This is a genomic window from Exiguobacterium sp. UBA6282 (assembly GCF_002440475.1).
Lineage (GTDB): Bacteria > Bacillota > Bacilli > Exiguobacteriales > Exiguobacteriaceae > Exiguobacterium_A.
The window spans coordinates 74,712-101,149 of the sequence record NZ_DJUM01000008.1; the positions used below are offsets into that span (position 1 = coordinate 74,712).

The 26,438-nt window shown below is 47.7% G+C and carries 30 protein-coding genes and 2 pseudogenes; 12 read left to right on the forward strand and 20 right to left on the reverse strand.

Features of this window, described 5'->3' with window-relative positions:
- The 4 genes and pseudogenes from B2751_RS01880 to yneA all read right to left on the reverse strand — a co-directional run.
- Positions 1-249 (reverse strand): annotated as a pseudogene (locus B2751_RS01880) (transketolase); the annotation flags it as partial.
- A 239-nt stretch (positions 250-488) separates the two neighbouring features.
- Positions 489-725 (reverse strand): DUF896 domain-containing protein, encoded by a 237-nt coding sequence (locus B2751_RS01885; RefSeq protein ID WP_035398122.1) that lies wholly within the window; start codon positions 723-725, stop codon positions 489-491.
- 113 nt (positions 726-838) lie between these two features.
- Complete coding sequence (locus B2751_RS01890) at positions 839-1,492, reverse strand: YneB family resolvase-like protein (protein WP_035408704.1); 654 nt, start codon at positions 1,490-1,492, stop codon at positions 839-841.
- Between the two features lie 45 nt (positions 1,493-1,537).
- A complete protein-coding gene (gene yneA, locus B2751_RS01895; protein ID WP_023467771.1) occupies positions 1,538-1,825 on the reverse strand; it encodes a cell division suppressor protein YneA in 288 nt (95 codons plus the stop codon).
- A 211-nt stretch (positions 1,826-2,036) separates the two neighbouring features.
- Here yneA and lexA point away from each other — a divergent pair, with 211 nt between their 5' ends.
- The 5 genes from lexA to B2751_RS01920 all read left to right on the forward strand — a co-directional run bounded on the left by lexA (position 2,037) and on the right by B2751_RS01920 (position 5,986).
- A complete protein-coding gene (gene lexA / locus B2751_RS01900) occupies positions 2,037-2,651 on the forward strand; it encodes a transcriptional repressor LexA (protein ID WP_023467770.1) in 615 nt (204 codons plus the stop codon).
- A 31-nt stretch (positions 2,652-2,682) separates the two neighbouring features.
- On the forward strand, positions 2,683-3,153 hold the full coding sequence (locus tag B2751_RS01905) for a metal-binding protein (RefSeq protein WP_035408706.1): 471 nt from the start codon (positions 2,683-2,685) through the stop codon (positions 3,151-3,153).
- A gap of 186 nt (positions 3,154-3,339) precedes the next feature.
- The gene (locus B2751_RS01910; RefSeq protein ID WP_035408708.1) at positions 3,340-4,041 is read left to right on the forward strand and encodes an MIP/aquaporin family protein; all 702 of its coding nucleotides are present in this window, start codon (positions 3,340-3,342) and stop codon (positions 4,039-4,041) included.
- A gap of 43 nt (positions 4,042-4,084) precedes the next feature.
- Positions 4,085-5,587, forward strand: coding sequence for a glycerol kinase GlpK (gene glpK, locus B2751_RS01915; RefSeq protein ID WP_035408709.1), 1,503 nt, complete (start codon positions 4,085-4,087; stop codon positions 5,585-5,587).
- Between the two features lie 78 nt (positions 5,588-5,665).
- Positions 5,666-5,986, forward strand: a complete 321-nt coding sequence (locus B2751_RS01920) for a hypothetical protein (RefSeq protein ID WP_290772421.1) — start codon at positions 5,666-5,668, stop codon at positions 5,984-5,986.
- An 87-nt stretch (positions 5,987-6,073) separates the two neighbouring features.
- Here the strand turns inward: B2751_RS01920 and dhaM are convergent, their stop codons facing one another.
- The 3 genes from dhaM to dhaK are packed head-to-tail and all read right to left on the reverse strand — an operon-like array spanning position 6,074 to position 8,030.
- The gene (gene dhaM, locus B2751_RS01925; RefSeq protein ID WP_290772424.1) at positions 6,074-6,442 is read right to left on the reverse strand and encodes a dihydroxyacetone kinase phosphoryl donor subunit DhaM; all 369 of its coding nucleotides are present in this window, start codon (positions 6,440-6,442) and stop codon (positions 6,074-6,076) included.
- Positions 6,435-7,037, reverse strand: coding sequence for a dihydroxyacetone kinase subunit DhaL (dhaL, locus tag B2751_RS01930; protein WP_290772426.1), 603 nt, complete (start codon positions 7,035-7,037; stop codon positions 6,435-6,437). Before dhaL ends, dhaM begins: the two co-directional genes overlap by 8 nt.
- Positions 7,038-7,061: 24 nt before the next feature.
- Complete coding sequence (gene dhaK / locus B2751_RS01935; protein ID WP_290772429.1) at positions 7,062-8,030, reverse strand: dihydroxyacetone kinase subunit DhaK; 969 nt, start codon at positions 8,028-8,030, stop codon at positions 7,062-7,064.
- 154 nt (positions 8,031-8,184) lie between these two features.
- On the opposite strand from dhaK, the gene B2751_RS01940 reads away from it, so the two are divergent.
- On the forward strand, positions 8,185-8,886 hold the full coding sequence (locus B2751_RS01940) for an AzlC family ABC transporter permease (protein ID WP_290772432.1): 702 nt from the start codon (positions 8,185-8,187) through the stop codon (positions 8,884-8,886).
- Positions 8,865-9,191: an AzlD domain-containing protein gene (locus B2751_RS01945; RefSeq protein ID WP_290772435.1), complete on the forward strand. Its 327-nt coding sequence runs from the start codon at positions 8,865-8,867 to the stop codon at positions 9,189-9,191. Before B2751_RS01940 ends, B2751_RS01945 begins: the two co-directional genes overlap by 22 nt.
- Before the next feature lie 313 nt (positions 9,192-9,504).
- Here the strand turns inward: B2751_RS01945 and B2751_RS01950 are convergent, their stop codons facing one another.
- The 6 genes from B2751_RS01950 to hflX all read right to left on the reverse strand — a co-directional run bounded on the left by B2751_RS01950 (position 9,505) and on the right by hflX (position 14,561).
- Complete coding sequence (locus B2751_RS01950; protein ID WP_035398130.1) at positions 9,505-9,780, reverse strand: GNAT family N-acetyltransferase; 276 nt, start codon at positions 9,778-9,780, stop codon at positions 9,505-9,507.
- Positions 9,755-9,991, reverse strand: a complete 237-nt coding sequence (locus B2751_RS01955; protein ID WP_050678346.1) for a (4Fe-4S)-binding protein — start codon at positions 9,989-9,991, stop codon at positions 9,755-9,757. Before B2751_RS01955 ends, B2751_RS01950 begins: the two co-directional genes overlap by 26 nt.
- Positions 9,992-10,107: 116 nt before the next feature.
- Positions 10,108-11,454, reverse strand: coding sequence for a type I glutamate--ammonia ligase (gene glnA, locus B2751_RS01960; RefSeq protein ID WP_056060529.1), 1,347 nt, complete (start codon positions 11,452-11,454; stop codon positions 10,108-10,110).
- 45 nt (positions 11,455-11,499) lie between these two features.
- Positions 11,500-11,898, reverse strand: a complete 399-nt coding sequence (locus B2751_RS01965) for a MerR family transcriptional regulator (protein ID WP_023467758.1) — start codon at positions 11,896-11,898, stop codon at positions 11,500-11,502.
- 141 nt (positions 11,899-12,039) lie between these two features.
- Positions 12,040-13,317 (reverse strand): aminotransferase class I/II-fold pyridoxal phosphate-dependent enzyme, encoded by a 1,278-nt coding sequence (locus tag B2751_RS01970; protein ID WP_035408732.1) that lies wholly within the window; start codon positions 13,315-13,317, stop codon positions 12,040-12,042.
- A 2-nt stretch (positions 13,318-13,319) separates the two neighbouring features.
- Positions 13,320-14,561, reverse strand: coding sequence for a GTPase HflX (gene hflX / locus B2751_RS01975; RefSeq protein ID WP_034785946.1), 1,242 nt, complete (start codon positions 14,559-14,561; stop codon positions 13,320-13,322).
- A 139-nt stretch (positions 14,562-14,700) separates the two neighbouring features.
- On the opposite strand from hflX, the gene B2751_RS01980 reads away from it, so the two are divergent.
- A complete protein-coding gene (locus B2751_RS01980; RefSeq protein ID WP_035408734.1) occupies positions 14,701-15,672 on the forward strand; it encodes a tyrosine-type recombinase/integrase in 972 nt (323 codons plus the stop codon).
- A 151-nt stretch (positions 15,673-15,823) separates the two neighbouring features.
- Here B2751_RS01980 and hfq read toward each other — a convergent pair whose 3' ends face one another.
- Both hfq and miaA read right to left on the reverse strand, forming a co-directional pair.
- Positions 15,824-16,072, reverse strand: coding sequence for an RNA chaperone Hfq (gene hfq, locus B2751_RS01985; RefSeq protein WP_023467753.1), 249 nt, complete (start codon positions 16,070-16,072; stop codon positions 15,824-15,826).
- Positions 16,073-16,120: 48 nt separating this feature from the next.
- Positions 16,121-17,047 (reverse strand): tRNA (adenosine(37)-N6)-dimethylallyltransferase MiaA, encoded by a 927-nt coding sequence (gene miaA, locus B2751_RS01990; protein WP_290772440.1) that lies wholly within the window; start codon positions 17,045-17,047, stop codon positions 16,121-16,123.
- 509 nt (positions 17,048-17,556) lie between these two features.
- On the opposite strand from miaA, the gene B2751_RS01995 reads away from it, so the two are divergent.
- Positions 17,557-18,084 (forward strand): hypothetical protein, encoded by a 528-nt coding sequence (locus B2751_RS01995; RefSeq protein WP_290772442.1) that lies wholly within the window; start codon positions 17,557-17,559, stop codon positions 18,082-18,084.
- A gap of 36 nt (positions 18,085-18,120) precedes the next feature.
- Here B2751_RS01995 and B2751_RS02000 read toward each other — a convergent pair whose 3' ends face one another.
- The gene (locus tag B2751_RS02000; protein WP_035408742.1) at positions 18,121-19,119 is read right to left on the reverse strand and encodes an ABC transporter permease; all 999 of its coding nucleotides are present in this window, start codon (positions 19,117-19,119) and stop codon (positions 18,121-18,123) included.
- Positions 19,112-20,032, reverse strand: a complete 921-nt coding sequence (locus B2751_RS02005) for an ABC transporter ATP-binding protein (protein WP_023467748.1) — start codon at positions 20,030-20,032, stop codon at positions 19,112-19,114. Before B2751_RS02005 ends, B2751_RS02000 begins: the two co-directional genes overlap by 8 nt.
- 376 nt (positions 20,033-20,408) lie before the next feature.
- Here B2751_RS02005 and B2751_RS02010 point away from each other — a divergent pair.
- Positions 20,409-20,903, forward strand: a pseudogene (locus tag B2751_RS02010) (GDSL-type esterase/lipase family protein); the annotation flags it as partial.
- Positions 20,904-20,941: 38 nt separating this feature from the next.
- Here the strand turns inward: B2751_RS02010 and B2751_RS02015 are convergent.
- Positions 20,942-21,292: a DoxX family protein gene (locus tag B2751_RS02015; protein WP_035408747.1), complete on the reverse strand. Its 351-nt coding sequence runs from the start codon at positions 21,290-21,292 to the stop codon at positions 20,942-20,944.
- 205 nt (positions 21,293-21,497) lie between these two features.
- On the opposite strand from B2751_RS02015, the gene B2751_RS02020 reads away from it, so the two are divergent.
- Positions 21,498-22,628, forward strand: a complete 1,131-nt coding sequence (locus B2751_RS02020) for a S1C family serine protease (RefSeq protein ID WP_035408750.1) — start codon at positions 21,498-21,500, stop codon at positions 22,626-22,628.
- A 75-nt stretch (positions 22,629-22,703) separates the two neighbouring features.
- Positions 22,704-23,951 (forward strand): lysine N(6)-hydroxylase/L-ornithine N(5)-oxygenase family protein, encoded by a 1,248-nt coding sequence (locus B2751_RS02025; protein WP_035408754.1) that lies wholly within the window; start codon positions 22,704-22,706, stop codon positions 23,949-23,951.
- An 80-nt stretch (positions 23,952-24,031) separates the two neighbouring features.
- Here the strand turns inward: B2751_RS02025 and B2751_RS02030 are convergent, their stop codons facing one another.
- Together B2751_RS02030 and B2751_RS02035 are read right to left on the reverse strand one after the other, a co-directional pair.
- Entirely contained in the window at positions 24,032-24,892 is an 861-nt protein-coding gene (locus B2751_RS02030) for a DUF4003 family protein (RefSeq protein WP_035408756.1), read from the reverse strand.
- A 124-nt stretch (positions 24,893-25,016) separates the two neighbouring features.
- A partial coding sequence (locus B2751_RS02035) for an ABC transporter ATP-binding protein (protein ID WP_290772445.1) occupies positions 25,017-26,438 on the reverse strand: 1,422 nt, incomplete at its 5' end.

The window sequence follows — 26,438 nt, forward strand, 5'->3', positions numbered from 1 at the left end:
GTGGAGGAGTGAGTAGAGAAGCATCGAACCGTGTCCGGCTGAAAGTACAAAACGGTCGCGGTTGAACCATTCTGGATTTTTAGGGTTGTGGTTCATATGATCCGCCCAAAGCGAGAATGCCATCGGCGCTGCTCCCATTGGCATACCTGGGTGACCCGAGTTCGCCTTTTGTACGGCATCAATCGATAAGGTACGAATCGTATTAATTGCTAATTGTTCTACTGTCGTCATGTTCGTCAAAACAATCATCCTCTCTCTTTTTCACAAATTCCTACTCATTTTAGCATACTCTTAAATGTGATACAACTTTTCTAAATAGTATGTCACATTAAAATGAATGCGCTATCTATAGCCGTTCTATCAACTCATACAGGATGCATGAATCCATGAAAGATCGCTATTAAGATGTATTGCTATNNTACTCGCTCTAAACAAAAAAGAGATCCGCTTGACGCGAGACCTCTTTCTTCTATAAAAGAAACGAACGATTATTGTTTATTCCGTTCTTCTTCTTGTGCTTGTTTCAATTTCTCAGGTGTTACGTCCGTTCCCTCTTCATCGACGATTTTCATACCCATGAGTTGGTTTTTGAACGATCCACGGAATGCTGCGAGATACGCTGCACGTAATTCTTTTTGCTCTGCCGTTTCCGCTTCCGATAACGGCTCAACTTTTGATTTATTCGCTAATGCATTAATTCGATCTAATTGTTCTTGTGATAACATGGAATCCCTCTTTCTTTATGACTCAAACTTGAGTAGTTCAATTGTATTCTTACTGTAAAAGAGCTTATAAAAAAAAGCAAGTTAACCGCGTCAGTCGACGGGTTACTTGCTTCTCATTCCGGACTAGGTGTCAGTTCGCGGTATTCAAGATATCGACGATTGACCGTTGCTTTTGAAATATCATGCCCCATCCCCCGCAAGGTGATGGCGATATCAGAAAACGTCAATCCGAGTTCTCGAAGACGTACAATTTCTTCGATCGGTACGTCTTTTCGACTACGTCCTGCGTTCTCTCCTTGGCGATTGAGATTTCGTTCCGGGCGAAAACCTTGTTCGACTGCTCGCCGCATGCCACGGGCGATTTTTGCATTATGCAGTTTCCGTTGGTATTCTTCCACGAGTGAGACGATCTCAAGGACCATCGCTTCTGCATCCGCGAGTTGATATTCTCCATCTGAATCAAGCGTCATCAAGCGGACCCCATGTTTTTTGAATGTATGCAAAATAGCGATTTTTGCATTCCCTCGACCAATCCGTGTATCATCCGTCACGAGGACCGCATCTACCGTATCGCGTGTCACATAATCAAGAACTGTTAGCATCCCTTCCCGATCAACATCATATCCACTCTCTTTTTCAGAGACGATATCTACGACATCAAACCCCTTTTGAGACGCAACCTTCGAAAGCTCCATCCGTTGGCGTTCAATCGAACTATCTTGTGCTTCTTTTTCGGTCGATACTCGACAATAAATCACGACCTTCATCGTACCTCACATCCCTGTTCGTTCTTTCACAACTTTTCCATTTTGTCATTGTTGTGCGATTGGTACAACGATTTTGCTTTTTGAGATGACATGTTTTGTCTCAACATCATTATTTTTGATCAACCAGTTGACGTATTCCTCATCTGACATCGAACCGTCATTGTAGACTTCAGCAATTTGTTCGACTGTAGCGTTCTCATCGACCGTAACGGAAGCCGTCATCAATTGTGCTACCTTTTCATCTGGGCGTGGTGTGAGTAAAAAGATCACGAAGGCAATACTTAATGCATAGAAGAGAATAGAAAAAGCATGAGTACGAATCGTATGAATCATCATGAATCCCTCCAAATATGAAATGAATGAGTTAGAATAAACGTTCGCGGAACAATTGTTCGCATAATTCATAATAAACACAGAACCCGTGTTCGGTCAACACAAAATGTCGAACAATTGTTTGTACGCTCATTTGTTCTATGTTATAGTGAATTTAGAAACATATATTCTTACATTTCAAACTTCAATCCAGAAAGAGGTGGCAATTCGTATGCGGAAAATGTCTAAGCGCCAACAAGAGATTCTCGACTACATCGTCTCTGAAGTGAAACTGAAGGGGTATCCACCATCAGTTCGTGAAATCGGAGAAGCAGTCGGACTCGCGTCTAGCTCGACGGTACACGGTCATTTGGATCGACTCGAGAAACGGGGAATGATTCGCCGTGACCCGACGAAACCACGTGCGATTGAGATATTGCTTGATAAGCCTGAAGAAATCACGGAAGCTATCGTTCATGTTCCCGTCATCGGGAAAGTCACAGCTGGTCTTCCGATTACAGCGATTGAAAACATCGAAGAACAGTTCCCGCTCCCTGCACATTATGTAGGAAACGAAACGGTCTTCATGTTGACGATCGATGGTGAATCAATGATTAACGCAGGTATTCTTGACGGCGATCGCGTCATCGTACGCCAACAAAACACAGCAGAAAACGGAGAAATCGTCGTAGCTATGACCGAAGATAGCGAAGCGACGGTGAAACGGTTCTTCTTAGAAGATCAACAGGTACGTCTACAACCAGAAAATGACTCGATGGATCCGATGTATTTCGATAATGTCTCCATTCTTGGTAAGGTAATCGGCGTGTATCGGACGATTCATTGACGGAGGGACCAGTTACGACTGGTCTTTTTTCATGCCTTCAGGAAATGTACATGATACCGTCAATACCGTCGCACTGACGGGTTACGTTGCGTATTCGGTCGCAACGCAACAAACGGATTGGTTACCGACTGCCATCGGTATCGCTGTCGGTACGCTTTGGTTGTCACCTGACCTCGATTTAAAGTCAGAACCGTATTATCGCTTTGGACCATTTCGAGTCCTGTGGATGCCTTATGTGAAGATCATGCCCCACCGCTCGATCTGGTCACATGGATTGATCATTGGGGATGTCATCCGACTCCTTTATAGTGCTGCACTTGTGATTCCCTTATTATTTCTCAGCTTGTATTTTCAAGTCATCGCGTCAGAGACCATTGATTCCTGGTTCGCTTCCCTACCCGCTTTTGTCATTGGTATCATGGTGGCGAGTACAATTCATATCCTACTAGATTATTCCAGTAGTTGGTTTCGACCTAAAAAAAGAAAAAAGCGTCGTCGTTAACACCTCTTTTGCTTGCTTGCAGGCAAGACGAGGTGTTTTCTTATCCAATTTTTCGTATCTTTAAACATTAAAATAAAAAATTTCCATTCCTATATTTCAATTATATGTATTGAAAACGTTATCAAATCGGAGTAATTTAAAGTAGAAAGACCATTATTTGCTTTAATCCAAAGGGAGGGTTTTTGCATGAATAACTTTGTATTGGAAATGATCGGTACGATGATCCTCATTCTGCTCGGGGATGGTGTCGTCGCCGGTGTCGTCTTGAGAAAGACGAAGTCCGAAAACAGCGGATGGATTGTCATCACGTTCGCTTGGGGTCTTGCCGTCATGACAGGAGCGTTCGTCGCTGCTGAGAGTGGAGCGCACTTGAACCCTGCTTTAACAATTGCACTTGCTTTAAACTCTGATTTACCGTGGGCAGACGTTCCTGTCTATATTGCCGGACAACTTGTCGGAGCTTTCATCGGCGCCATTCTCGTTTGGCTTCATTACATGAAACATTTTGAAGCGACTGATGATCAAGCTGCAAAACTCGGTGTGTTCGCAACAGGTCCAGCGATTCGCCATACGCCGTCGAACTTGATTTCTGAAATCATCGGGACATTCGTTCTCGTCTTCGGTATCTTGGCGCTCGGTTTAACGACATTCGGTGACGGCTTAAAACCACTTATCGTCGGTTTACTCGTCGTCGTCATCGGTCTATCACTTGGTGGTACAACAGGATATGCCATCAACCCGGCCCGTGACCTTGGACCGCGTATCGCACATGCTATCTTACCGATTCCGAATAAAGGGTCATCTGACTGGGGCTACTCATGGATTCCAGTTGTTGGTCCAATCATCGGCGGAGCGCTTGCCGTGTTCATCTATCAATTGATCTACTAAGATCACGTTTCACAAACACATACCGCTCAAGGGGGATTTCGAAATGGAAAACAAGTATATCCTAGCACTCGACCAAGGTACGACAAGCTCACGTGCGATCATCTTCGATCACGACGGGAAAATCGTCAACTCGGCACAACGGGAATTCAAGCAATACTTCCCGCAACCAGGCTGGGTCGAGCACGATGCAAACGAAATCTGGGGTTCGATTCTTGCTGTTATGGCTGAAGCACTCGGAACAGCAGATATCAAACCTGAGCAAATCGCCGGAATCGGAATCACGAACCAACGTGAAACGACAGTGGTCTGGAACAAAGAAACAGGTAAACCGGTTTATCACGCGCTCGTTTGGCAATCACGTCAAACGTCTGGTATTTGTGACGATTTAAAAGAACAGGGCTTGAATCAGAAGTTCCGCGATAAAACAGGACTTTTGATTGATGCCTACTTCTCTGGTACGAAAGTCAAATGGATCCTCGACAATGTCGAAGGTGCACGTGAGCAAGCAGAGAACGGTGAATTACTCTTCGGTACGATCGATACGTGGCTCGTTTGGAAATTGTCTGGTGGAAAAACGCATATCACGGATTACACGAACGCTTCACGGACATTGATGTACAACATCTATGAGCAAAAATGGGATGAAGAGTTGCTCGATATCCTCGGTGTTCCTGCATCAATGTTACCAGAAGTTCGTCAATCGAGTGAAGTCTACGACAAAACAGTACCATATCACTTCTTCGGTTACGAAGTGCCAATCGCTGGGATCGCTGGTGACCAACAAGCTGCACTCTTTGGTCAAACGTGTTTTGAAGAAGGTGAAGGAAAGAACACATACGGAACAGGTTGTTTCATGCTCATGAACACAGGTGAGAAAGCCGTTTCTTCTGACCACGGACTCTTGACGACAATTGCTTGGGGCGTCGATGGAAAAGTCGAATATGCGCTCGAAGGCTCTATCTTCGTCGCCGGTTCTGCAATCCAGTGGCTCCGCGATGGACTCCGTATGTTGAAACACGCGAAAGATTCAGAAGGCTATGCAACGAAAGTCGATTCAACAGACGGTGTTTACGTCGTTCCTGCTTTTGTCGGTCTTGGTGCACCGTATTGGGATTCAGATGTTCGTGGGGCGATCTTCGGATTAACACGGGGAACAGATAAAGAGCACTTCGTTCGGGCAACGCTTGAATCACTCGCTTATCAAACACGCGACGTGTTGACAGCGATGGAACAAGATTCTGGAATCGAACTGAAAACACTTCGTGTCGACGGTGGTGCTGTAGCCAATAACTTCTTGATGCAGTTCCAATCGGACATCCTCGGCGTTCCTGTCGATCGTCCAGAAATCAACGAAACGACAGCACTCGGTGCAGCATATCTTGCTGGATTAGCCGTCGGTTACTGGAAAGATAAAGCGGAAATCAAACAACAATGGAAGCTCGATCATCAGTTTAAACCAGAGATGAAAGAAGACGATCGTGAACAACGCTATGCTGGATGGCAAAAAGCAGTGGAAGCGACAATGGTCTTTAAACCATCGAAATAAGTTAATTAATAACCCGATCCCTTTTACAGAGGGACCGGGTTTTTGATATCTTATAGAAAATATAGCGTGAGGTGCCTCATGAACACCATTTATTCTGATCAACAGCTAAAAGAATACATTCAGTTCGCGCTTGATGGCAACATCACGCATGAAGAACTGGCAGATTGGTGTTACCGGTATATGATCAATGTCTACCATAATGATTATTATCATCTTGCAACTGACGGACGTGGAACTTATCCATTAAGTGAACAAGCGACTGAAGTAGCAAACGATATCGATGCACAATGGGATCTCTATCTTTATAACACGTATTCTTTGGATGCATTACAAACACTTGATTTAGCTACAGTTTGCTTACCGAAAGAGTGGTTAGAAGAGTGGCTCCGGTCGTTTTGATTCATGAGACTCTCTACTAAGTTTTAATCTGAATAGAAGTAATTGAAATAAATCCCCCTCGCCTATTCGCGATGGGGGATTTATTACTCATTTGCCAAACTCATTTTTTAATCCGTCTTCAATCTCATCGACGGATTTCGACTGTCCACTTAAAACAGCTGCTAGAAAAGCACCTTCGACGAGTGGTGCGTCGATAAAACGTACCGCCCGTTCGCCACTGTATAATTCAAGTGCTAGTTCCGTGTTCATCGTCGCAGAACCAATATCCGTTAAGACGACTCCATCGTCGTCTAGTGTATTCAGTGTTTCTTCGATTCGTGTTGCGTCCGTTCCAATGCTACCATCTTCAAGACCGGCTGCTACTAAGACTGGCGTATCCGGTGCCATCTCTGCCAACAGTTCTTTCAGCCCAGCCGCGAGTTTTTCACTATGAGAAACAAGTACAAGATTAACCATGAAGCACCTCCGCGATTTCGCCGAGTAGTAAAGCACTCGATAAACTACCTGGGTCCTGTACGCCTTCCGTCGCTTCACCGAAGTAGGACGCGCGCCCTTTCGTTGCGATACGCGCTTTTGTATCAGCAAGTGCTTGATCGATTGCCACTTTCAAGTCCCCTTCTTGCGAGAGCGCTTCTTGGAACGGTGTCCAGATATCGACCATCGTCTTTTGTCCGAATTCCGATTTCCCACGCGATTTGATCCCTTCCGTCGCTTCGCGGAAAGCGTCTGCAAGATCCGCACCTTCGACTTCTGTTTTCCCTTTGAATGCACCGGCGAACTTAACGAATGCTGTCCCGTATAAAGGACCGGATGCCCCACCAATCGTTTTGATCAGCGTCATCCCGACTTCTTTGGATAAAGCTCCTAAATCCTCATATTCGCCGTGTTCTTCTAGCGTCTTCTGGACTGCTTGGAAGCCACGCGACATGTTAATTCCATGATCTCCATCACCAATTTCCCGGTCAAGGTCCGTCAATTCATCCTTATGCTGTTCGATCTGTTCCGCTGCTTTGAGGAGCGCGCTTTGCAACTGTTCCGTCGTCAACTTCATGTTTTTACACCCCGTTTATTTGAATTAGAATCCAATCGCTTTCGTTTCTGCATCGAGATATCCGAGCAGTTCATCATCCACTGGTAAGAGCGTGATTGAGAACCCGTGCATCTCAAGCGATGTCATATAGTTTCCAACGAATGAGCGGGCAATCTTGTAACCATGCGCCTCAAGTTCTTCCGCGACATATTTATACGTGATGTACAGTTCGGATTCTGGTGTTCCGCCCATCCCATTCACCATGACGGCGACTTTTTTGTCTGGTACTTCTTTCGTCAAACGATCGAGCAACTCTTTGACGATCGCATCAACGGAAGCGACTGCTTTTCGTTCAAGTCCTTTTTCACCGTGGATCCCGATTCCGATCTCCATCTCGTCATCATGCAACTCAAAGCCTGGCTTGCCGCTCTCCGGCATGTAACATGGTGAGAGTGCCATTCCAATCGAACGAACGCCCTTGATGACTTTTTCCGCAACTGCTTTGACTTCACTTAGTGATTTTCCTTCTGCCGCTGCAGCACCGGCAATCTTATGGACGAAGACGGTTCCTGCGACCCCACGACGATCCTCTTCCTTTTTGATCGCGATGTCATCATTAACGACGACCGTATCAACTTCAATATCCTCGAGTTCAGCAAGTTCCTTCGCCATATCGAAGTTCATGACGTCACCTGAATAGTTCTTGACGACGAGTAGGACACCTTTTCCCCCATGAGCTGCCTTGATGCCTTCAAGCACCATGTCGGGTGTCGGTGAAGTGAACACTTCCCCACAAACAGCCGCAGCAAGCATACCGTCCCCGACGAATCCAGCGTGTGCCGGTTCGTGACCGCTTCCCCCACCAGAGACAAGACCGACTTTTCCGTCCAGTGGTACTTTCCGCGCAACGACGTTAACACCTTCGACTTTTTTATACAAACCAGGGTGAGCAAGTACGAGTCCGTCGACCATGTCTGAAACGAACCGGTTTGAATCTTTCATTAATTTGTGCATGAAAAACGCTCCTTTACCTAACTGATTTTGCCGTACCACTTACTCTTTACCACCAAATCAAGTCGAGTATGTCGAAAAAAATGATGAAAATATTGACCAGTTGGTGACGATATACCGCACGAATGCTATGCTCTTAAAAAAGAGGAGGAATCGAATGTCATCAGCCTTTCAAGCAGGTGTCCGCGCCTGTCTACCCACCGTCCTTGGCTATATCGGCATCGGCTTTTCCGCAGGGATCGTCGGTCGTGCCTCCGGCTTATCCCCTCTTGAAGTCGGATTCATGTCCGTCTTCATCTATGCCGGCGCCGCTCAATTCATCATCACGAGTCTCTTGCTGTTGAATAGTCCCGCCTCTGCCATCATTCTGACGACATTCATCGTCAATCTCAGGCACTTGTTAATGAGTCTGACGCTCGCTCCGCACGTCGAGACACGCCACCTTCGTGATCGACTCGGTACCGGGACGTTACTGACGGATGAATCGTTCGCTGTCGCAATGAATACTGCGCAAAAAGGGAAGATCTCACCGTCCTTCATGCATGGCTTAAATCTGACCGCGTATCTTAGCTGGATTATCGCAACCGTTCTCGGTGCACTTGTCGGTAGCTGGTTTCCTGATCCCGAGCGCTTCGGTCTCGACTTTGCTCTGACGGCGATGTTCATCGGTTTATTGTACTTACAATTTGAAGGAGAACGTACCCGTATTGTCGTGAATAGTTGCCTCTTATTGATCGTCTTACTTTTGCTTTACATCACCATGCGCTACTTTTCTGCGGAAGTCGCCGTTCTTTGCGCGACACTCGGTGGCGCTAGCATAGGAGTCGTGATCACACGATGGAAATCCGCCCAGAATTAATCGGTCTCTTTTTAGCTTGTGGACTCGTCACTTGGATTCCACGTATCTTACCGTTTCTCGTCCTTCATGGACTGACGTTACCGCGCCTCGTAACGGAATGGCTCTCGTTCATTCCCGTCTGCCTGCTTGGCGCCCTCTTCTTTCAAAATTTACTTATCGCGCAAGACAACGCGTTCCCGACGATTTCGACGCTTCATGTCTTCGCCGCCCTACCGACGATGGCAGTCGCGATTTTCAGTAAAAGTCTTTCTTGGACGGTCGTCACCGGTGTCGTCACGATGGCGTTTCTAAGGATTTATCTGTAAGCAAGTTATTCATCTTTAACATATTCCGGTAAATATTTTGTGTTATCCTTAAAATAGAAATACATAGATAGTAAAGGAGGTGCTGATGTGCCGAACAAGTGGTTAATACCCTTTTTAATTTTATCGTGCGCTAGTTTTCTATTTGTGAATCAAATGGATCTACCTTATATGCTAAAACAAGGACTGGTCGTGTTGTACGTCATCGCCTATTTCGGTGCGATGGTTGTTTCTCGCAAAATGAAAGTCAGAGATCACAAACAATGACTCGAAAAAATCTCCTCTAGTCTTGAGAGACCGGAGGAGATTTTTATGATCACGTATTTGCTTGTACGTCCTGATAATCCGATTGATGTTCGAACTCTTTTTTCGCAAACGGACATAACGGCAGTAGCTTGACGTTTGCTTCCCGTGCCCAGTTGACGATCTCGGCAACGAGTTGTTCCCCAATCTGTTGGTTCCGGTGTGCGGGATCAACATACGTGTGATCGATGATCCACATGCCGTTGTTCGTATCGCTGTAAGTGATTTCTCCAATCACTTCACCTTCCTGATGGGCTTCGATTTTACGTTCCGCTCGTTTCAGCTCCATTTGCTTCCCTCCGTTCGTAAGATAAGGCGCCGCTTGGACAACCATCGACGACGCGCATGACGTCTTCCACCGGCGCCCCGTCCGCTTCAATCCACGGACGCCGTTTGACATCAAAGACGGTCGGTAGACTTCGTACACAATGACCGGAATGAATGCAGACTTCCGAATCAAAATAGACCGTGATCTCTTTGCCTTCATATCCTTTTTTCATGATGTATCGTCTCCCTTTCTTTGTACTCTTGTATCTTTCCATATCCTTGACTCAATTCCTGTCGACGACATGAAAAAAGCACTTCCAGACAAAAGTCCAGAAGTGCTTGAGTTGGATTAGAACAAGACCATGTACTGATCGCGTTCCCATTCCGTGACTTGCGTCCGGAACATATCCCATTCGATTTCTTTCAATTCAACGAAGTGCTCTGCGATGTGATCGCCGAGAGCGTGCATGACGACGTCATCCGCTTTCAAGACTTCGAGTGCGTGGCTGAGTGTTGATGGAAGATCATCGATTCCGTTCGCAACGCGTTCCGGTTTGTCCATGACGTAGATGTTACGGTCGATTGGAGCCGGTGCTTTCAAGTTGTTCTTGATTCCGTCGAGACCTGAAGCGAGCAATGTCGCAAGCGCGAGGTACGGATTCGCTGCTGGATCGACTGAACGAACTTCGATACGAGTCGAGAGTCCACGTGCTGCAGGAACACGGACGAGTGGTGAACGGTTACGGGCTGACCATGCGACGTAGCAAGGCGCTTCGTAGCCAGGAACAAGACGTTTGTATGAGTTGACTGTCGGGTTACAAACCGCTGTGAAGGCACGTGCGTGTTTGAGGATACCTGCTGTGAAGGCACGTGCATCATCCGACAATTGCATTTCTTCGTTGCCTTCATCGAAGAAGACGTTCTCGTTGCCTTTGAAAAGCGACATGTTCGCGTGCATTCCTGATCCGTTGACTCCGAAGAGTGGTTTTGGCATGAATGTCGCGTGCAAGTTGTGCTTCGCCGCGATCGTCTTGACAACAAGTTTGAACGTTTGGATGTTATCCGCTGTCGTGATCGCATCCGCATATTTGAAGTCGATTTCGTGCTGACCTGGAGCGACTTCGTGGTGTGATGCTTCGATTTCAAAGCCCATGTTCTCGAGCTCGATAACGATTTCTTTACGGCAGTTTTCACCGAGGTCGACTGGTGCGAGGTCGAAGTATCCACCTTGGTCGTTCAATTCAAGTGTCGGGCGACCTTTTTCATCTTTCTTGAAGAGGAAGAATTCTGGCTCTGGTCCAACGTTGAATGATGTGAAACCGAGTTCTTCCATCTCTTTAAGTACCCGTTTGAGCTGACCACGTGGGTCTCCTGCGAACGGCGAGCCATCCGGATTATGGATGTCACAGATTAAACGTGCAACTTTCCCTGTTCCATCTTCTGTCCATGGGAAGACGACCCATGTGTTTAAGTCTGGGAAGAGATACATATCTGATTCTTCGATCCGGACGAATCCTTCGATCGATGAACCATCGAACATCATTTTGTTATCAAGTGCTTTTTCCAATTGGCTTACTGGAATTTCAACGTTCTTGATCGTTCCGAGGATATCTGTGAACTGTAAGCGAATGAAGCGTACATCCTCAGCTTTAGCGATTTTCAAAATGTCTTCTCGTGTAATGTTGCGACGTGTCATGTGACAAATCCCCTCTCCGATTCGTTTTTATATGGTTACAGGTCCTTACTTGAAGAAACGCCCAAGCTCACCTTGGATGAGCGACGTCTTTCCATGTCGTCCTGCTTCCTTCAATTCATTTTTCAGGAGTTTATACAATTCGCCGTCAGATAGTTCCGGACGCGTCTCGACGACGCTCTCCGCAACGCGTTCGCGTTTGACGAGATCGTTTTCAAAAATCAATTTGATCCCTGCGATATTCAGTCCCTGATCCAGGTATTCCTTAATCGACAACAGGCGATCGACATCGTTGAACGAATAGAGGCGACGCTTCGTCTCTGTCCGCTCCGGCTTAATCAGTCCCTGTTCTTCGTAATATCGGATCTGGCGGGCAGATAACGCGGTCAACTCTTGAACGACTCCGATGGGAAATAGTGGCTTGGACTGGCGTGATGAGTCTGCCATGTGGTTCCTCCTTTTTCCTTACTCCATGAGAATAAACCTCTGTCAGGCAACTTGTCAAGCGATGTAAGAAAAGTTAACACAACTTTTTTAATCACTTTACTCGAAGTCGTTCAGAGGTCGTTTTCACGAGATATGCTAGTATTAAACGTTTTTTTCTGGAATTAATTGTTTTTCCATCAAGTGATTGACGGCTGAGATAATCGCGATCTTGACGTGGCTATACGTTAAACCACCTTGGACGTATGCAGTATAGGGTGCACGGATCGGACCATCCGCTGACAACTCGATCGATGAGCCTTGTACGAACGTTCCTGCTGCCATGATGACATCGTCCGCATATCCCGGCATATAATCTGGAATTGGTAACGCATGTGCATTGACGGGTGAAGCAGCTTGGATCGCCTGACAGAAAGCAATCATCGGCTCCGGCGCATGGAACGAGACCGATTGAATCAAATCCGTCCGTTCTGCCGTATGGTGCGGTGCCGTGTCAAAGCCGAACTGACCGAGCATGCTTGACGTGAACATCGCACCCATCAACGCTTGGCTAACCGTATGTGGTGCCATATAGAAACCTTGATACATATCCGGAAGTGCGGATAACGATGGACCGGCTTCGGCGCCAATCCCTGGCGTCGTCATCCGGAACGATGCCCGTTCGATCAAGTCCGTTCGACCGACGAGATAACCGCCAGTCTTCGCAAGACCACCACCCGGATTCTTAATCAACGACCCTGCCATCAAGTCTGCCCCGACGTGCGTCGGTTCGATCGTCTCGACGAATTCACCATAGCAGTTATCGACGAAAATCAAGACATGGGGATGAGCGTCTTTGATGGCGGCGATCGCTTCACCGATTTCATTAACCGGTAGACTGCGTCGCGTCGCATACCCTTTTGAACGCTGAATCCCGACGACCTTCGTCTGCGGTGTGATCCGTTCGAGAACGGCCGGTACGTCGATCGTCTCGGCGTTTTTCATCTCGACGACATCATAGTGGACGCCCAGTTCCTTTAATGAACCGCGTCCATCACCACGAATTCCGACGATCTCTTCGAGCGTGTCGTATGGTTTTCCTGTGATATAGAGCAGTTCATCGCCCGGCAACAATAAACCGAACAATGCGATACCGATTGCGTGGGTGCCGCTGATGATTTGTGGACGACAAAGACCGGCTTCCGCACCGAAGACGTCGGCATAGATCCGTTCGAGCGTATCGCGTCCTTCATCGTTGTAGCCGTAACCTGTTGACGGCATGAAATGAAAATCACTGACCTTGTGACGCCGAAACGCATCGAGGACACGGAATTGATTGTATTCCGCGACCTCTTGCGCCTTCTTGACGTACGGAGCGATCTGTTCCTCCGCCCGATCAATGAGCGGACGAAGCGTTTCGTAATGGGTTAATTCTGAAAACATGTTTACACCTCGTATTGTTTCAATGTCGCATATAGACGCGTATCTTTACGCAAGTAACCTTTAAGAATGACAGAACCATCTTCTTCGAACGATTCCTTCAAGTTCATCATGACTTCCTTTGCCGGATTGTAATGAGCAAAACCATCAACCGGGATGCGGATCTCGAGATACTCGAGGATCTCACTGATTGACCGTTCGATCTCTTCAATCAAACGCTCGATGTCCTGCGGATCAAGTGCAGAGATCAACAGTTTCCCGCCTGTAAACAAACGGTTCAGCTGGTCCTTCTTGTTGTAGACTTCTAGCTGCGGGATGTCACCGGCACCGAGTTCATCGAGAACATCGTTCGTCGTCTGCATCTGGTTCAAGTAATGCTCACTCGACGCATCGACGACGTGGAGGATCAAGTCCGCTTCTAGCACTTCCTCGAGTGTCGAACGGAACGCTGCGATCAACTTTGTCGGCAGATCTTGAATGAAACCGACCGTATCCGTCAGGAGGATTTGCCCACCTTCTGGCAAATCGACTTGACGTGTCAACGGATCGAGCGTCGCGAACAACTCATCCTTTTCGTATGTGTCGGCTTGAGTCAATCGGTTGAAGATCGTTGATTTGCCGGCATTCGTATAACCAACGAGTGCGATTTGGAACGTCTGGTTCTCTTTGCGACGTTCCCGGTAACGGGCACGATGCGCGACGGATGTCTCGAGTTGTTTCGAAATCTCATCGACGCGGCGCCGGATATGACGACGATCCGTCTCGAGTTTCGACTCACCTGGTCCACGTGTTCCAATTCCGCCACCAAGACGTGACAGTTGTGTTCCCTGCCCAGCAAGACGTGGCAACAGATAACTCATCTGTGCCAGTTCGACCTGCAATTTCCCTTCGCGTGATTGGGCACGTCCAGCGAAGATATCGAGAATCAACTGCGTCCGGTCGATCAACTTGATCGCTTCCGGGTCTGATAAGGCAATCCGGATATTTTTCATTTGACCGGGCGTGACTTCAGCATTGAATATGATTAAATCAGGTTCAAGTTCGTCTGCTAACGCAACGAGTTCCTCAACCTTTCCTTTTCCGATGAACGTACGGCGGTCAATTGCTTGTCGTTTTTGATCCAAACGACCGACGACGACACCATGCGCAGTCGTTACGAGTGCTTCGAGCTCCGCGACCGATTCTTCATAGACATGATCCGGGACACCGGGGAGCTGGCAACCAACGACGATGACGCGTTCTGACATAATATCATTCCTTTCACGAGTAAAGACGTACTGCGCCCCTTATCATACCACAGCCACCGGTTCGTCTGAACTTTTTTGGACAGGAAACATCCGTTCGGTTTATGATGGAAGAAACACCATTACGAAAGGGAGGAAAACGATGGCACGCGAACAGTCGTATACGCTTCCAGAGTTCATTGAACGCTACCTATTTTATTTAACGACAAGCGGACGACAACTTTCGACCGTCCGGCGCTATCGGTACGATTTAATCGAAGTCCACCGCTACATGACGGATGTCGATCAACCACTTGAGACGATCGATGATTTCAAGGCGATTTCGATTGAGACGTGGAAGACGTTCATCAATGAGTACTTGATCGAAGAGAAACTCTACCAACAAGCGACGGTCGCCCGAATCGTCACCGTCATCAATCAAGTCAATTACCAAATTCGACAAACGAAGGCGAAGCTGATCGAATACGCACAACCGACACATGAATTGACGGCAAAACACGTCGCTTCCTTTAAGGAATACGAGCAACTCGTCCGAACGAATCAATCCGATCGCGGCTTGACGGAACATCAATTGAAAGCCCGTCCGTATTTGATCGATCGAAACGAACTCATTCTCCGCCTGTTTTATCGCTACGGTTTACGCGTCCATCACATCATCGGCTTAAAGATGCACGATCTCAACTTCGCCCAGCAAGAGATGACCGTCCACGATCGACTCGGCAACCGCTACCTGCTCCATCTCGCGCGGGAAGATCAAGATATCATGTTGCGTTACTTGAAGACGATTCCGGAGCCCGTCCGTCCTCGTTATCACAGTACCGACCCTTTTTTCGTCGCGTTCGACTTCGCCCGGATGACATTCCGCTGGGTTTACAGTAAGAATGCACCGAAGCAATTGTCGATCGTCATGATCACGAAGATGATGCGTCAGCTGAATGAACGGTCGGACAACAAGCGGGTCTTGACGCCGTCGATGTTACGCAACAGCTTCATCCTAAAAACGTATCAGGACGAGATGACGAAGGAAGAACGCCTGCAGAAGACGTGTCTTTATAAGGATGTCTCGCTTCGACGTTATGAAGAGGCGGTCGAGGAACTGACACCATTACTGTAATGACACATTTACGCTGAGAGCAAAGTAGCTGTCATTTTTCACTTCACTTGCGAAGCGTCATTCTTCTTTCGTTATTCGTCTCGAATTTTTAATACGACCCACACCTGAATGAAACCTAATGAAAAAGACGACCCCCCGGTCGTCTTTTTCATTAGCGAGAAACTTCTTGTGTCTCTTCTTGTTCATATAACGTCACGTTGCGCGCTGGTGCGAACGTCGAAATTGCGTGTTTGTAGATCAATTGCTGTTTGCCTTCCGACTCCAAAATGACCGTGAAGTTATCAAATGACTTGATCAGCCCCCGTAATTGATACCCGCTGATTAAGAAAACCGTCGTTGGGACTGCATCTTTCCGTAATTGATTTAAAAAGACGTCCTGAATGTTGTATGTCGCTTTCATGATTCCCCGTGCCCCCTCTTTTTATCTGTTTCTGTCTTCGGGCAACTCTTATTTAACCGCTTTCAGAAACTCTACAGTTCTATCATAGATAATTTTGAACGTTTCTTCAAATGAAAACTTTCCCATATCTACCCAAACGCCATCAAATTGATGACGGAACCATGTCAATTGACGTTTGGCGAAGCGTCGTGTGTTCCGTTTTAGCATGTCAACAGCAGGATCGAGTGGTGCTCCGTCAAGAACAGGTAACATCTCTTTATAACCAATTGCTTGCAACGCCTTCGTCTGTCGATACCCGGCAGCGTCCAGACGCGCCACTTCCTCTAGAAGGCCACTGTCGACCATCATGTCTACCCGCTGATCAATCCGGTCATACAAACGATCCCGGTCTTTCATGTGTAAAACGAACAACAAACTCTCGTAAAGTGCCGGTTGACTGCCAGTCGTTTGTGTCTGACCAGTCCGCGCGACCTCGATCGCCCGAACGACCCGCTGGATGTTATTCGGATGAATCGCTTCTGCGCGCACCGGATCGAGTTCCTTTAACTGATCATGTAGTGCAGTTGCTCCATGTGTCACCGCATACGCTTCGAGTTCAGCCCGTAAGGCTGGATCTTCTGCCTGCTCAGTAAACTGGTAGTCATATAAAATTGAACGGATGTAAAGCCCTGTTCCGCCGACGATGATCGGCAACTTACCACGGCTCGCGATCTCATCGATCGTTGCTCGGGCAACCGTTTGGAAACGGGCTACACTCATCTCGTCGTCCGGTGTAACGAGATCAAGCAGATGATGCGGCACTCCTTCCATCTCTTCGGTCGTCACTTTTGCCGATCCGATGTCCATCCCTTGATAGACTTGAACCGAATCTCCGGATAAGACCTCTCCGTTTAGTCGTTTTGCGAGTTCAATGCCTGTCTTCGTTTTTCCGACTGCCGTCGGTCCGACGATGACGATAACTGGTTGTTTCTTCATTCTGCTTCACCCATTCTTTATCTTTTTCATTTTTGATTCGAGTGTACCACAGCCACTTACTCGGATTAAAAAAATCCACAAAAAAACCGCCCTCCTTGGACGGTTCCACACTTACTTGTCTTATACGCGACGGATGAAATCGTCATAGATGGCACTAAAGATGCACCATCCACAAATGACGACGCCTGTCAGCATGATGCCCCAATCTGCCATGGTCGTTCCTCCTCTAGTCATCGTTATTCTCTCTTTTGACGGTTTGAATGGTTTGTAAACCCTTTCGAGCAGGTTTGACACCAATTCTTGGAATCAGTATGATAAAAGTACGATTGGTACGTAGCGCGGAGGCTGACCTGCATCGGCTTCCTATTAGAGGCACTGCCTCTCGATTCCATGTCTTGTGCTGGCACGAGGCGACATAGGAAGATTTCCTTCTTCCACAGAACAGGTCCGGCATCATGCCCGGGCCTGTTCTGTGTGCTAGTAGATTATTTCGAAAGGAGCTGGTTCTCGTGCGCATTCAAATCATTGGTGGGTCTGGTACTGGAAAAAGTACACTAGGTGCATTCATCGGACAATCGGAACGGATTGCGTGGATCGATACCGACCATTATCTCTGGAAAGATACGAAGTTCACTGAAAAACGTGACGTCTCCGAGCGATTTTCCATGTATGAAGCAGATATACTGTCTTACCGTGATTACGTCGTCTCCGGTTCCGTCTTCGCCTGGCACCCGGATGGTTTCACCAATCGGGACTTGCTCGTCTTCCTGTCGCTCGACGAATCGCTCCGGATGGAACGGCTCATCGCACGCGAAGCAGCACGTTATCCTGACTTTTCAGGATCAAATGAGTTCCTCGACTGGTGCCGGACGTATCATACGGCGACGGACCCGAAGATGATCGGCACGTTCGCGGAACACCAACTGCAAATGGAACGGTCGGTTTCCCCCGTTCTAAGTTTAGACGCTTCAATACCAACACAGCTTCAGTATCAAAAAATAATGGAAACATACGACAAATCGCCTTACAAATCATGACAAACGGGTCCCCCTCTTCAGGTGGACCCGTTTTTCTTAATACATATCTTTTTGCGTGAAGTTCCAGAAGGCAACGATTAGTGCCGCGACCGTCCAACAACCGAGGACAGCAAGCGAGAACGGAAGTGTCATCCCTTCGATCGGTGGCGCTTGACCATCGAGGTAGTTAATCAGTCCAAAGTTGACGTTGACGAGATACTTCGAACTCGTCCAGCTTGAACCGAGCGTCGTCAGTAACGTACCGGAAATCAAAACTGCCATCATGATCCCGATGCCTGTCGCCGTATTCTTGACGAGAACGGAAACCATCAAGGCAATCGTCCCGACGACCGCCGTGACGATCCAGGCTAGACCGACCGCCATCAACAGATACTCCCACATCGGTAACGTATGCACGAATTCAGTCGAGAACGTTCCGCTCGGTGAAGCTTGGAATCCGGTCAAGATCGGTGCGGTCCAGCCGTCATAACCGAGGACGATTCCGGATATCGCATAACAGACGACGACGGTCAATGCCATCAGCATCGATGTATAAAGTAACACCGTCAACCATTTCGCCATGAGGATCTTCCAACGCCGGACCGGTCGCGACAGCAATGTCTTGATCGTTCCGTCATTTTGTTCCCCGCTGACGATGTCCGCCATGATGACGATGATGAACAGCGGTAAAATCAGCGTTAATCCTTGCGAAAAGAATATCCGGATGAATGTCGGGGCTCCCGGATAATTCGGATTGATGTCGTTATCGAGATAGTATTGGTTTTGTTTTAGGTCGAATTCAAGGAACTGACGGAACTCATCTTGAATACTGCTAGAAGCAAGACGGTTCTGTGTATCGACGATATCTTGTTGAAGTTCAACCCGCCAATCGAGTGTTCCTTGCTTTTTGATCTGTTCTTGAATGTCTCGATACTGTGCGTACGTAAACATTGAGACGAGGACGATGAGGATGATCGCAACGACAGCAAACCGACGTTTCGAAGCGATTTTCGTAACTTCATTTCGGACGAGACCGATCATGTTCGGATTACGCAATGTGATCGCCTCCCGTTAACGTGATGAACAGATCTTCAAGCGTCTGGACTTTCCGTTCGATCGTCCAAACTTCAACACCTGCTTCAAGCAACTGCTTGTTGAGTGCCGGCGTCTTACTAGCATCCATCAAGGTATGGACCGTATTCGCATCGACGACTTCGGATACTTGGACTAAATCAGAAGCCGATAAAATCTCGTTCGCCTTGAAGGCATCGTCGACACGCCAATCAACACCAGGAGCAAGCGACTCGACCAGCTCCTTGACCGTTCCGACTTGGACGATTTTACCGTAACTCATGATCGCGACACGATCGGCGAGCATCTCGATTTCAGCGAGAATATGACTCGAGACGAGGACCGACAGTCCCGTTTCCTCGACGAGCCGGCGGATGAATTGACGCAAATCCCGAATCCCCATCGGATCGAGACCATTCGTCGGTTCGTCGAGAATCAAGACGCTTGGTCGTCCGAGTAGTGCTTGGGCGATACCGAGACGCTGACGCATCCCGAGTGAGTATGTCCGGACTTGATCGTCGACCCGCGCCGTCAAATCGACGAGATCGATGACTTCCTGAATCCTTGCCTCGTCGACATTCGGTAACATCCGGGCAAAGACTTGTAAATTTTCACGACCTGTCAAATATTTATACAACTCCGGGTTCTCAACGATCGAACCAATCCGCTCCATCGCTTGGACGAACTGTTTGCGGACATCGAAGTCACAGACTGTGATTTTACCGGACGTCGGTTTGATCAGTCCGACGAGCATCCGGATCGTCGTCGTTTTCCCTGCCCCGTTCGGTCCAAGGAATCCGAAGACCTCACCCGGTTGAATTTCAAACGAGATATTATCGATGATCGTTTTTTTTCCGATCACCTTTGTTACACCTTCTAATTTAACTGTTGGTTTCACGTCTCTCACCTCTTATTGTCTATTCTAGCGGAATAATGAATCATTTGACTTGTCAGAACACTTCATTTCCGCACATTCTTTCTACATTTGCTACAATCAGGATAGAACCTAGAAGGAGGAACGTTCATGAAGCGATTACGCTGGCCCCTGTTTTTAACCGTTTCACTCTTACTGACCGCACTGTTCGGTTACGGTTTCGTCAACGCCTATAGTGACGTCGTCAATCCACCGAAGCGTGCCGTCCTCACACCAACAAAGGAAGAACCTGTCAAAAAAGGCGGAACGTACGTCGCGCTTGGTGATTCCTTGANNAAGAAATAGTTATGCTGCTCTTGTCGGACGCGACCTTGTCAAAGCGAACACGGTCGAGCGTTTTCAGAATCTTGCCGTCAGTGGTGCCCGGACGGAAAATTTATTAAAACAACTCAAACAAAAAGAAGTCCTACGCTCAGTCAGTCAAGCGAAAGTCATCTCGGTGACGATCGGCGGAAATGACTTGTTCAATCGTGGCGAAGGTGTCACGAATTTCGATGCAAAGAAAACGGCCGCGACGATTACGACGGCTCAAGACAACTTAAAAAAGACGTTCCGGATTCTGCGCGAACAAAATCCGGATGCTGTCATCTTCTACGTCGGACTTTATAATCCTTTCCGTGCAACGGAAAACGGTGAGGCGTTCGATGCGATCGTGCAAGACTGGAATGCTAAATCCCGGACGCTCGGGATTGAATATGACGTCGAAATCATCGACACATTCAATCTCGTTCGCGACGTCAAACGTGATTTATCAAGCGATCAGTTCCATCCGAACGACTCTACCTATGAAGAGATCGCAAAAGCCGCATTACTTGCTGTCAATAAACGTTTCTAAAACAAAAAGCCGCCTAAATGGCGGCTTTTTGTTCCGATTCATTTCAGGCGTTTGGCCAAGGCGATGAGTCCCCATTGAAGCGGCAAACGTGTCCAGAGCAACCATGATGGAAGGCGCTTCCCATTGACCGGTTTCGGATTGACGGCCATATTGACGTTTGCCGGTAAGACCGCGTACAAAAAGGCCGGAAGCGTCTTACGAACGAGATGTACTCCTTTTCCTGTCAATAGCATGAGACCATAAGCGATCTCGATCACACCCGTTACTTGGACGAAAAAGCGCTTGAACGGAATGAACGACGGCATGATGCTGACAAACCCTTTCTCGTTGCGGAAATGACCAACTCCCGCAAACAATAATCCTGCTCCATAGACTAAACGTAATAGCATGATCTTTCACTCTCTCTTTCCACTTTACGGATTCATTCGAAACAGCTTCAGTGTATCGAACTGATCCGATTATCTCAACTTTTAGAAATTGTCGTCGAATTATGGGGAATGATGAGTCATTTCGGAATGTCTCCCGTAATCAGGTGACAAGTCGCTTCATTTGCTATGATGAAGTCAGAAATCATACAGGAAGGGATGACGACTTATGGCTGGAAAAACAAAAGGACTTTTACCTGGATTGACTGGAGGAATCATCGGTGCCGTTCTGACGGCAACGATCGCGTTTCCGATTTTACTCGATCAAGAACAACAGGTCGCGGACACACCACTCTCAAACGGAATGCCAAAACAAGTCTCGACGACGTCGAATGATCCAGTGACGAATGCAGTCGCCACTGCTCAAAAATCCGTTGTAACGGTGACGAATTATCAAACCGGTAATGCGATGTCGCAAAAAGAAGCAGCTGCCGGCTCGGGATCTGGTGTCATTTATAAAAAAGAGAATGGAAAAGCATACATCATTACGAACCACCACGTCGTCGATGGCGCATCAAAACTCGATGTCACACTTAACAACGGTAAAACACTGCAAGCCAAATTACTCGGTAGTGACGAAACGTATGACTTAGCCGTGTTAGAAGTCGACGCAAACGACGTTCCAGGCGTCATCACACTCGGGAAATCGGCTGACTTAAAAGCCGGACAGACTGTCCTTGCGATTGGTAATCCGCTTGGTGAATTCCAAAACTCCGTTACCCGTGGAATCGTCAGTTCGAAAGACCGGACTGTACCGGTCGATACGAATAACGATGGACAAGACGACTTTAATACAACGGTCATCCAGACGGATGCCGCGATCAATCCTGGTAACTCAGGCGGTGCCTTGATCAATGAACAAGGACAACTCGTCGGTATCAACTCGATGAAAATTGCCGAGTCGGGTGTTGAAGGTGTCGGTTTCAGTATTCCAATCGATGATGCATTACCAATCCTCAAACAACTTGAGACGAACGGTAAAGTCGAACATCCGACACTCGGTGTTTCCTTACAAGATGTGGCGGCGTTCCCTGCTGGTTATTTAAAAGATCAAGTTAACTTACCAGACAGTCAAAAAACAGGTGTCGTCGTCATGTCAGTCGAACCGAACAGTCCAGCCGCTGCGGCTAAACTGAAAACAGGTGACGTGATCACGAAAATCAACGACTCCGAGATTAAAGGATTCGTCGATATCAAAACGGCACTCATCAAATCAGACGGTCCACTCTCACTGACAATCATCCGTGACGGAAAAACGATGACGGTCGAGACGAAAACAACGACGACCGACCAGCTGTAAACTTCAGCCTGACGTTTCGTCCGCCTTCCTTTTCGGGTATTGTTTTAGAACAATATCGAATTGGGAGGCTTTTCTATGTATGACTTAATCGGCATCGGCATTGGTCCGATGAATTTAGGGTTGAGCGCACTGGCTCATCCGACAGATTTAAAAACGTTATTTTTTGACGAAAGCGAACAATTCTCATGGCATCCCGGCATGATGATTCAGGACTCGATGATGCAGACAAGCTTCATCTCCGATCTCGTCACACTTGCTGATCCGACGAGCGCATTTTCTTACCTTAATTACTTACGATCGATCCAACGTCTCCACACGTTTTACTTCTATGAAAAACTTCTGATTTCAAGACAAGGTTACAATGATTACTTACGCTGGGTGGCGACACAGCTTGATGATTTACGATTTTCAACCCGCGTCGTCGATGTGCAAGATACCGGTGATAGTTTCGAGGTCCTCGTCGAAGATGTCACAACCGGTAAACGGGAAACGTTCGAAGCACGGAACGTCGTCATCGGTACTGGCTCAAAGCCCGCGATTCCAGACACGTTTGATGAGCGTGTCATTCACAATACACAGTATGTCATGAACAAGGCAGAACTGTTGCAGCGTAAAAAAATCAGTATCGTCGGCTCCGGTCAAAGTGCTGCCGAGATCTTCCTTGATCTTTTGACGACGCCTGCTCCAGAGCGTCCTGAACTCGAATGGATTGCGCGTTCGACACTGTTTGAGACACTCGAGACCGGTAAACTCGGAGAAGAAATTTTTTCACCGAGCTATGTGACGTATTTCAACCAACTCCCACTCGAAGTAAGACAAGAGTCGGTCAAGAAATTCGCCCGGTCTCAGAACGGCATCAGTCCAGAGACCCTGCAATCGATCTATGCCCACCTCTATGATTTGACGGAAGAAGAACAGCAACAAGTCGCGATTCGCGCGAATCTTGAAGTGAAAAAGATTACCTATGACGAACGGTTCACGATTGCGATGCAACATCAAGAGCTCGAAGATGAACGCTCGTCCAAAACAGATGCTGTCATCGCGGCAACCGGCTTTTCGCCATCCCTTCCAAGCTTCATTGATCGACTCGATATCGTGTTCGAAGCACCCAACGCTTGGAAAGTCGACGCGGACTATCAAATCGTGCGTTCCGTCGAGACGGCGCATCATCTTTACGCAACCGCTAATTTAGAGTTATCACATGGTCCAGCAGCTGATAATCTCGGCATGTCTGTTTCGCGGAATCAGTTGATTTTGAACGCTGTCGCCGGTACGGAACTTTATCCGGTCGAACAACATGCGACGTTTACGACGTTTGATTAAGTCAGATGAGCATACAGTAAAACGGACGAGGTATGGTGCGCGCCATACCTCGTCCGTTTTGTCTATTTCGATGCTTCACGTCACGGTTTTTTCGTTAGTTCTAGTGCAGCCAGTAACAATAACGTAGCTTGCACCCGTGTCACTCCTGATTTAGCCAGTAACAGATGAAAGGCAATCAACCAGTTGACTTCGTCTGAAAAACGATTCCGTGCTCGCTCCCGATCGACGATCCGGGTCACGTAAATCCAATCAACACGTTCCATCGATGGTAATAACGCAAGAAGCGGCATTAAACGATCCCAAATAATGATTTCTCGCCGTTCAAGTAGTTCCCGCCAAGCAACGATTCGTTCTTGTTGCGCTGACGCATCCGGATGCGCTGCTAAGATCTGCGCCGTAATGACACGTTCACTCGTCCGTTCCATATATTGCGCAAGCCACTCTTCAAACGTATCAACGCGTTCTAAAAACGTATCTGGTAGTGGGTGCTGTTCAAGCAAAGTCGATGTCACGACATACTGCTTCGCAGCATTCAGATGTGGTCGTGTCGCATGCAAGCGTTCCATGTAGGGAAACGCATCAATCCCTTGTCGACGGTTCAGTACTTCATTGAGTGCAAAAAATGGTCGGACTCCTTTATCACGAATCAATCGATGTTTAATCTTCTTTTCAGCGACGATGATTTCTTCGATGAGGACATCAGGATCCGTGCTATTCAGTTGAACATGGGCAACGAGCAATGGTGTATAGCGGCTCCGTAACGCTGAAAAGCGAGATGTCTTGTGTTTGATCGTTCGCATCAGACGTTCGTAGACATTCTGCTCAAAGACAGTATCGTGAATCGTGTAGGACAGCGCAAAAAAACGATGGAAATCATGTGACGATTCCTCCCGCAAGACGGGATAGCTCTCATCATAATTCTCACAGAATTGACCGTACATCCTTCCACCTCTCCTTCTTTTCTATGCATCGTTTTCCCTAAAAATGGCTTGCACAATCATATTTTTAAACGCACAAAAAAAGCAACGGAACATGTCCATTGCTTTTACATTCTTTCAAATCGATTCAAACTCGTTGTCTCTCTAACAAACGGGAGAAATAACCACCTTGATCCATCAACTCGTCATGCGAGCCCTCTTCGACGATCCCGTCTTTCGTGACGACGAAAATCTTATCCGCATTCCGGATCGTCGCTAAACGGTGCGCAATGACGAGGGTCGTCCGGTTCTCAGACAGTTCGGCCAGCGACTCTTGGATGAGTGCTTCCGTTTCCGTATCAAGAGCTGACGTCGCTTCGTCCAGAATCAGAATCGGTGGATTCTTTAGGAACATCCGTGCGATGGCAAGTCGTTGCTTTTGTCCACCCGATAACTTGAGTCCGCGTTCGCCGATTTGTGTCGCATACCCATCCGGAAGGTCCGCGATCATCGGTCCGAGGTGGGCACGTTCTGCTGCCCGCACGATGTCTTCGTGCGTCGCATTCAGATCACCGTAGGCGATGTTCTCAGCGATCGTCCCTGAGAACAAGAAGACATCCTGCTGGACGATACCGATTTGTTGACGTAGTGACTCCTTCGTCATCTGCCGGATATCAATTCCGTCAATTGTGATTGCGCCATCTAGAACATCATAAAAACGTGGAATTAATGAACAGATCGTTGTCTTCCCTGCCCCGGATGTTCCGACGAATGCGACCGTCTGACCAGGTTCGACCGTCAGATTGATGTGTTCTAAGATTAGACGATCCGCTTCATATCCGAATGCGACATCCTTGAACGTGATGCCACCGTTCAAGCGATCAACGACGAGCGCATCTGGCGCATCAGGTAAGGACGCATCTTCATCAATCATCGAAAGGAATCGCTTAAAGCCCGCCATCCCTTTCGGATACATCTCAAGCAATGCCGTAATCTTATCGATTGGCTTCAATAAGATATTCATGTAGAGAATGAAGCCGACGAGTTCTCCTGCCGTTAAGGCTTCGCGATATGTCAGGTACGCACCGACGACTAAGACGGCAAGTGTCATCAAACGAGTCGTCAAGTAGATGCCGGACAGGCTCTTACTCATGACCTTATAGGCATTGATCTTCGACTGACGGAACGTTGCGTTGTCTTTTTCAAAACGCTCGATTTCGTAAGCTTCGTTCGTGAACGACTGGACGACACGGACACCGGAAACACTGTCCTCGACGCGTGAATTGACTTCCGCGATGTTACCGTACATCCGGTCCCATGATTTATTCATCCGAACGTTCGCATAACTGATCAACCAGATCAGGAATGGCACAGCAATGATCGTCACGAGGGCAAGCGGCACATTGATCGTCAGCATGATCGAGAATGCACCAAGCAAGGTCATGACGGCAATGAACGCATCTTCCGGACCATGATGGGCTAGTTCCCCGATATCGAACAAGTCATTTGTGATCCGGCTCATGATATGACCCGTCTTTGTATTGTCAAAGAAACGGAACGACTGTTTCTG

Bases quoted from the DNA above. Each gene is read 5' to 3' on its own strand.
- B2751_RS01885 (WP_035398122.1), bottom strand. From the start codon at position 725: ATGTTATCACAAGAACAATTAGATCGAATTAATGCATTAGCGAATAAA.
- B2751_RS01890 (WP_035408704.1), bottom strand. From the start codon at position 1,492: ATGAAGGTCGTGATTTATTGTCGAGTATCGACCGAAAAAGAAGCACAA.
- yneA (WP_023467771.1), bottom strand. From the start codon at position 1,825: ATGATTCATACGATTCGTACTCATGCTTTTTCTATTCTCTTCTATGCA.
- lexA (WP_023467770.1), top strand. From the start codon at position 2,037: ATGCGGAAAATGTCTAAGCGCCAACAAGAGATTCTCGACTACATCGTC.
- B2751_RS01905 (WP_035408706.1), top strand. From the start codon at position 2,683: ATGCCTTCAGGAAATGTACATGATACCGTCAATACCGTCGCACTGACG.
- B2751_RS01910 (WP_035408708.1), top strand. From the start codon at position 3,340: ATGAATAACTTTGTATTGGAAATGATCGGTACGATGATCCTCATTCTG.
- glpK (WP_035408709.1), top strand. From the start codon at position 4,085: ATGGAAAACAAGTATATCCTAGCACTCGACCAAGGTACGACAAGCTCA.
- B2751_RS01920 (WP_290772421.1), top strand. From the start codon at position 5,666: ATGAACACCATTTATTCTGATCAACAGCTAAAAGAATACATTCAGTTC.
- dhaM (WP_290772424.1), bottom strand. From the start codon at position 6,442: ATGGTTAATCTTGTACTTGTTTCTCATAGTGAAAAACTCGCGGCTGGG.
- dhaL (WP_290772426.1), bottom strand. From the start codon at position 7,037: ATGAAGTTGACGACGGAACAGTTGCAAAGCGCGCTCCTCAAAGCAGCG.
- dhaK (WP_290772429.1), bottom strand. From the start codon at position 8,030: ATGCACAAATTAATGAAAGATTCAAACCGGTTCGTTTCAGACATGGTC.
- B2751_RS01940 (WP_290772432.1), top strand. From the start codon at position 8,185: ATGTCATCAGCCTTTCAAGCAGGTGTCCGCGCCTGTCTACCCACCGTC.
- B2751_RS01945 (WP_290772435.1), top strand. From the start codon at position 8,865: ATGGAAATCCGCCCAGAATTAATCGGTCTCTTTTTAGCTTGTGGACTC.
- B2751_RS01950 (WP_035398130.1), bottom strand. From the start codon at position 9,780: ATGGAGCTGAAACGAGCGGAACGTAAAATCGAAGCCCATCAGGAAGGT.
- B2751_RS01955 (WP_050678346.1), bottom strand. From the start codon at position 9,991: ATGAAAAAAGGATATGAAGGCAAAGAGATCACGGTCTATTTTGATTCG.
- glnA (WP_056060529.1), bottom strand. From the start codon at position 11,454: ATGACACGTCGCAACATTACACGAGAAGACATTTTGAAAATCGCTAAA.
- B2751_RS01965 (WP_023467758.1), bottom strand. From the start codon at position 11,898: ATGGCAGACTCATCACGCCAGTCCAAGCCACTATTTCCCATCGGAGTC.
- B2751_RS01970 (WP_035408732.1), bottom strand. From the start codon at position 13,317: ATGTTTTCAGAATTAACCCATTACGAAACGCTTCGTCCGCTCATTGAT.
- hflX (WP_034785946.1), bottom strand. From the start codon at position 14,561: ATGTCAGAACGCGTCATCGTCGTTGGTTGCCAGCTCCCCGGTGTCCCG.
- B2751_RS01980 (WP_035408734.1), top strand. From the start codon at position 14,701: ATGGCACGCGAACAGTCGTATACGCTTCCAGAGTTCATTGAACGCTAC.
- hfq (WP_023467753.1), bottom strand. From the start codon at position 16,072: ATGAAAGCGACATACAACATTCAGGACGTCTTTTTAAATCAATTACGG.
- miaA (WP_290772440.1), bottom strand. From the start codon at position 17,047: ATGAAGAAACAACCAGTTATCGTCATCGTCGGACCGACGGCAGTCGGA.
- B2751_RS02015 (WP_035408747.1), bottom strand. From the start codon at position 21,292: ATGCTATTACGTTTAGTCTATGGAGCAGGATTATTGTTTGCGGGAGTT.
- B2751_RS02020 (WP_035408750.1), top strand. From the start codon at position 21,498: ATGGCTGGAAAAACAAAAGGACTTTTACCTGGATTGACTGGAGGAATC.
- B2751_RS02025 (WP_035408754.1), top strand. From the start codon at position 22,704: ATGTATGACTTAATCGGCATCGGCATTGGTCCGATGAATTTAGGGTTG.
- B2751_RS02030 (WP_035408756.1), bottom strand. From the start codon at position 24,892: ATGTACGGTCAATTCTGTGAGAATTATGATGAGAGCTATCCCGTCTTG.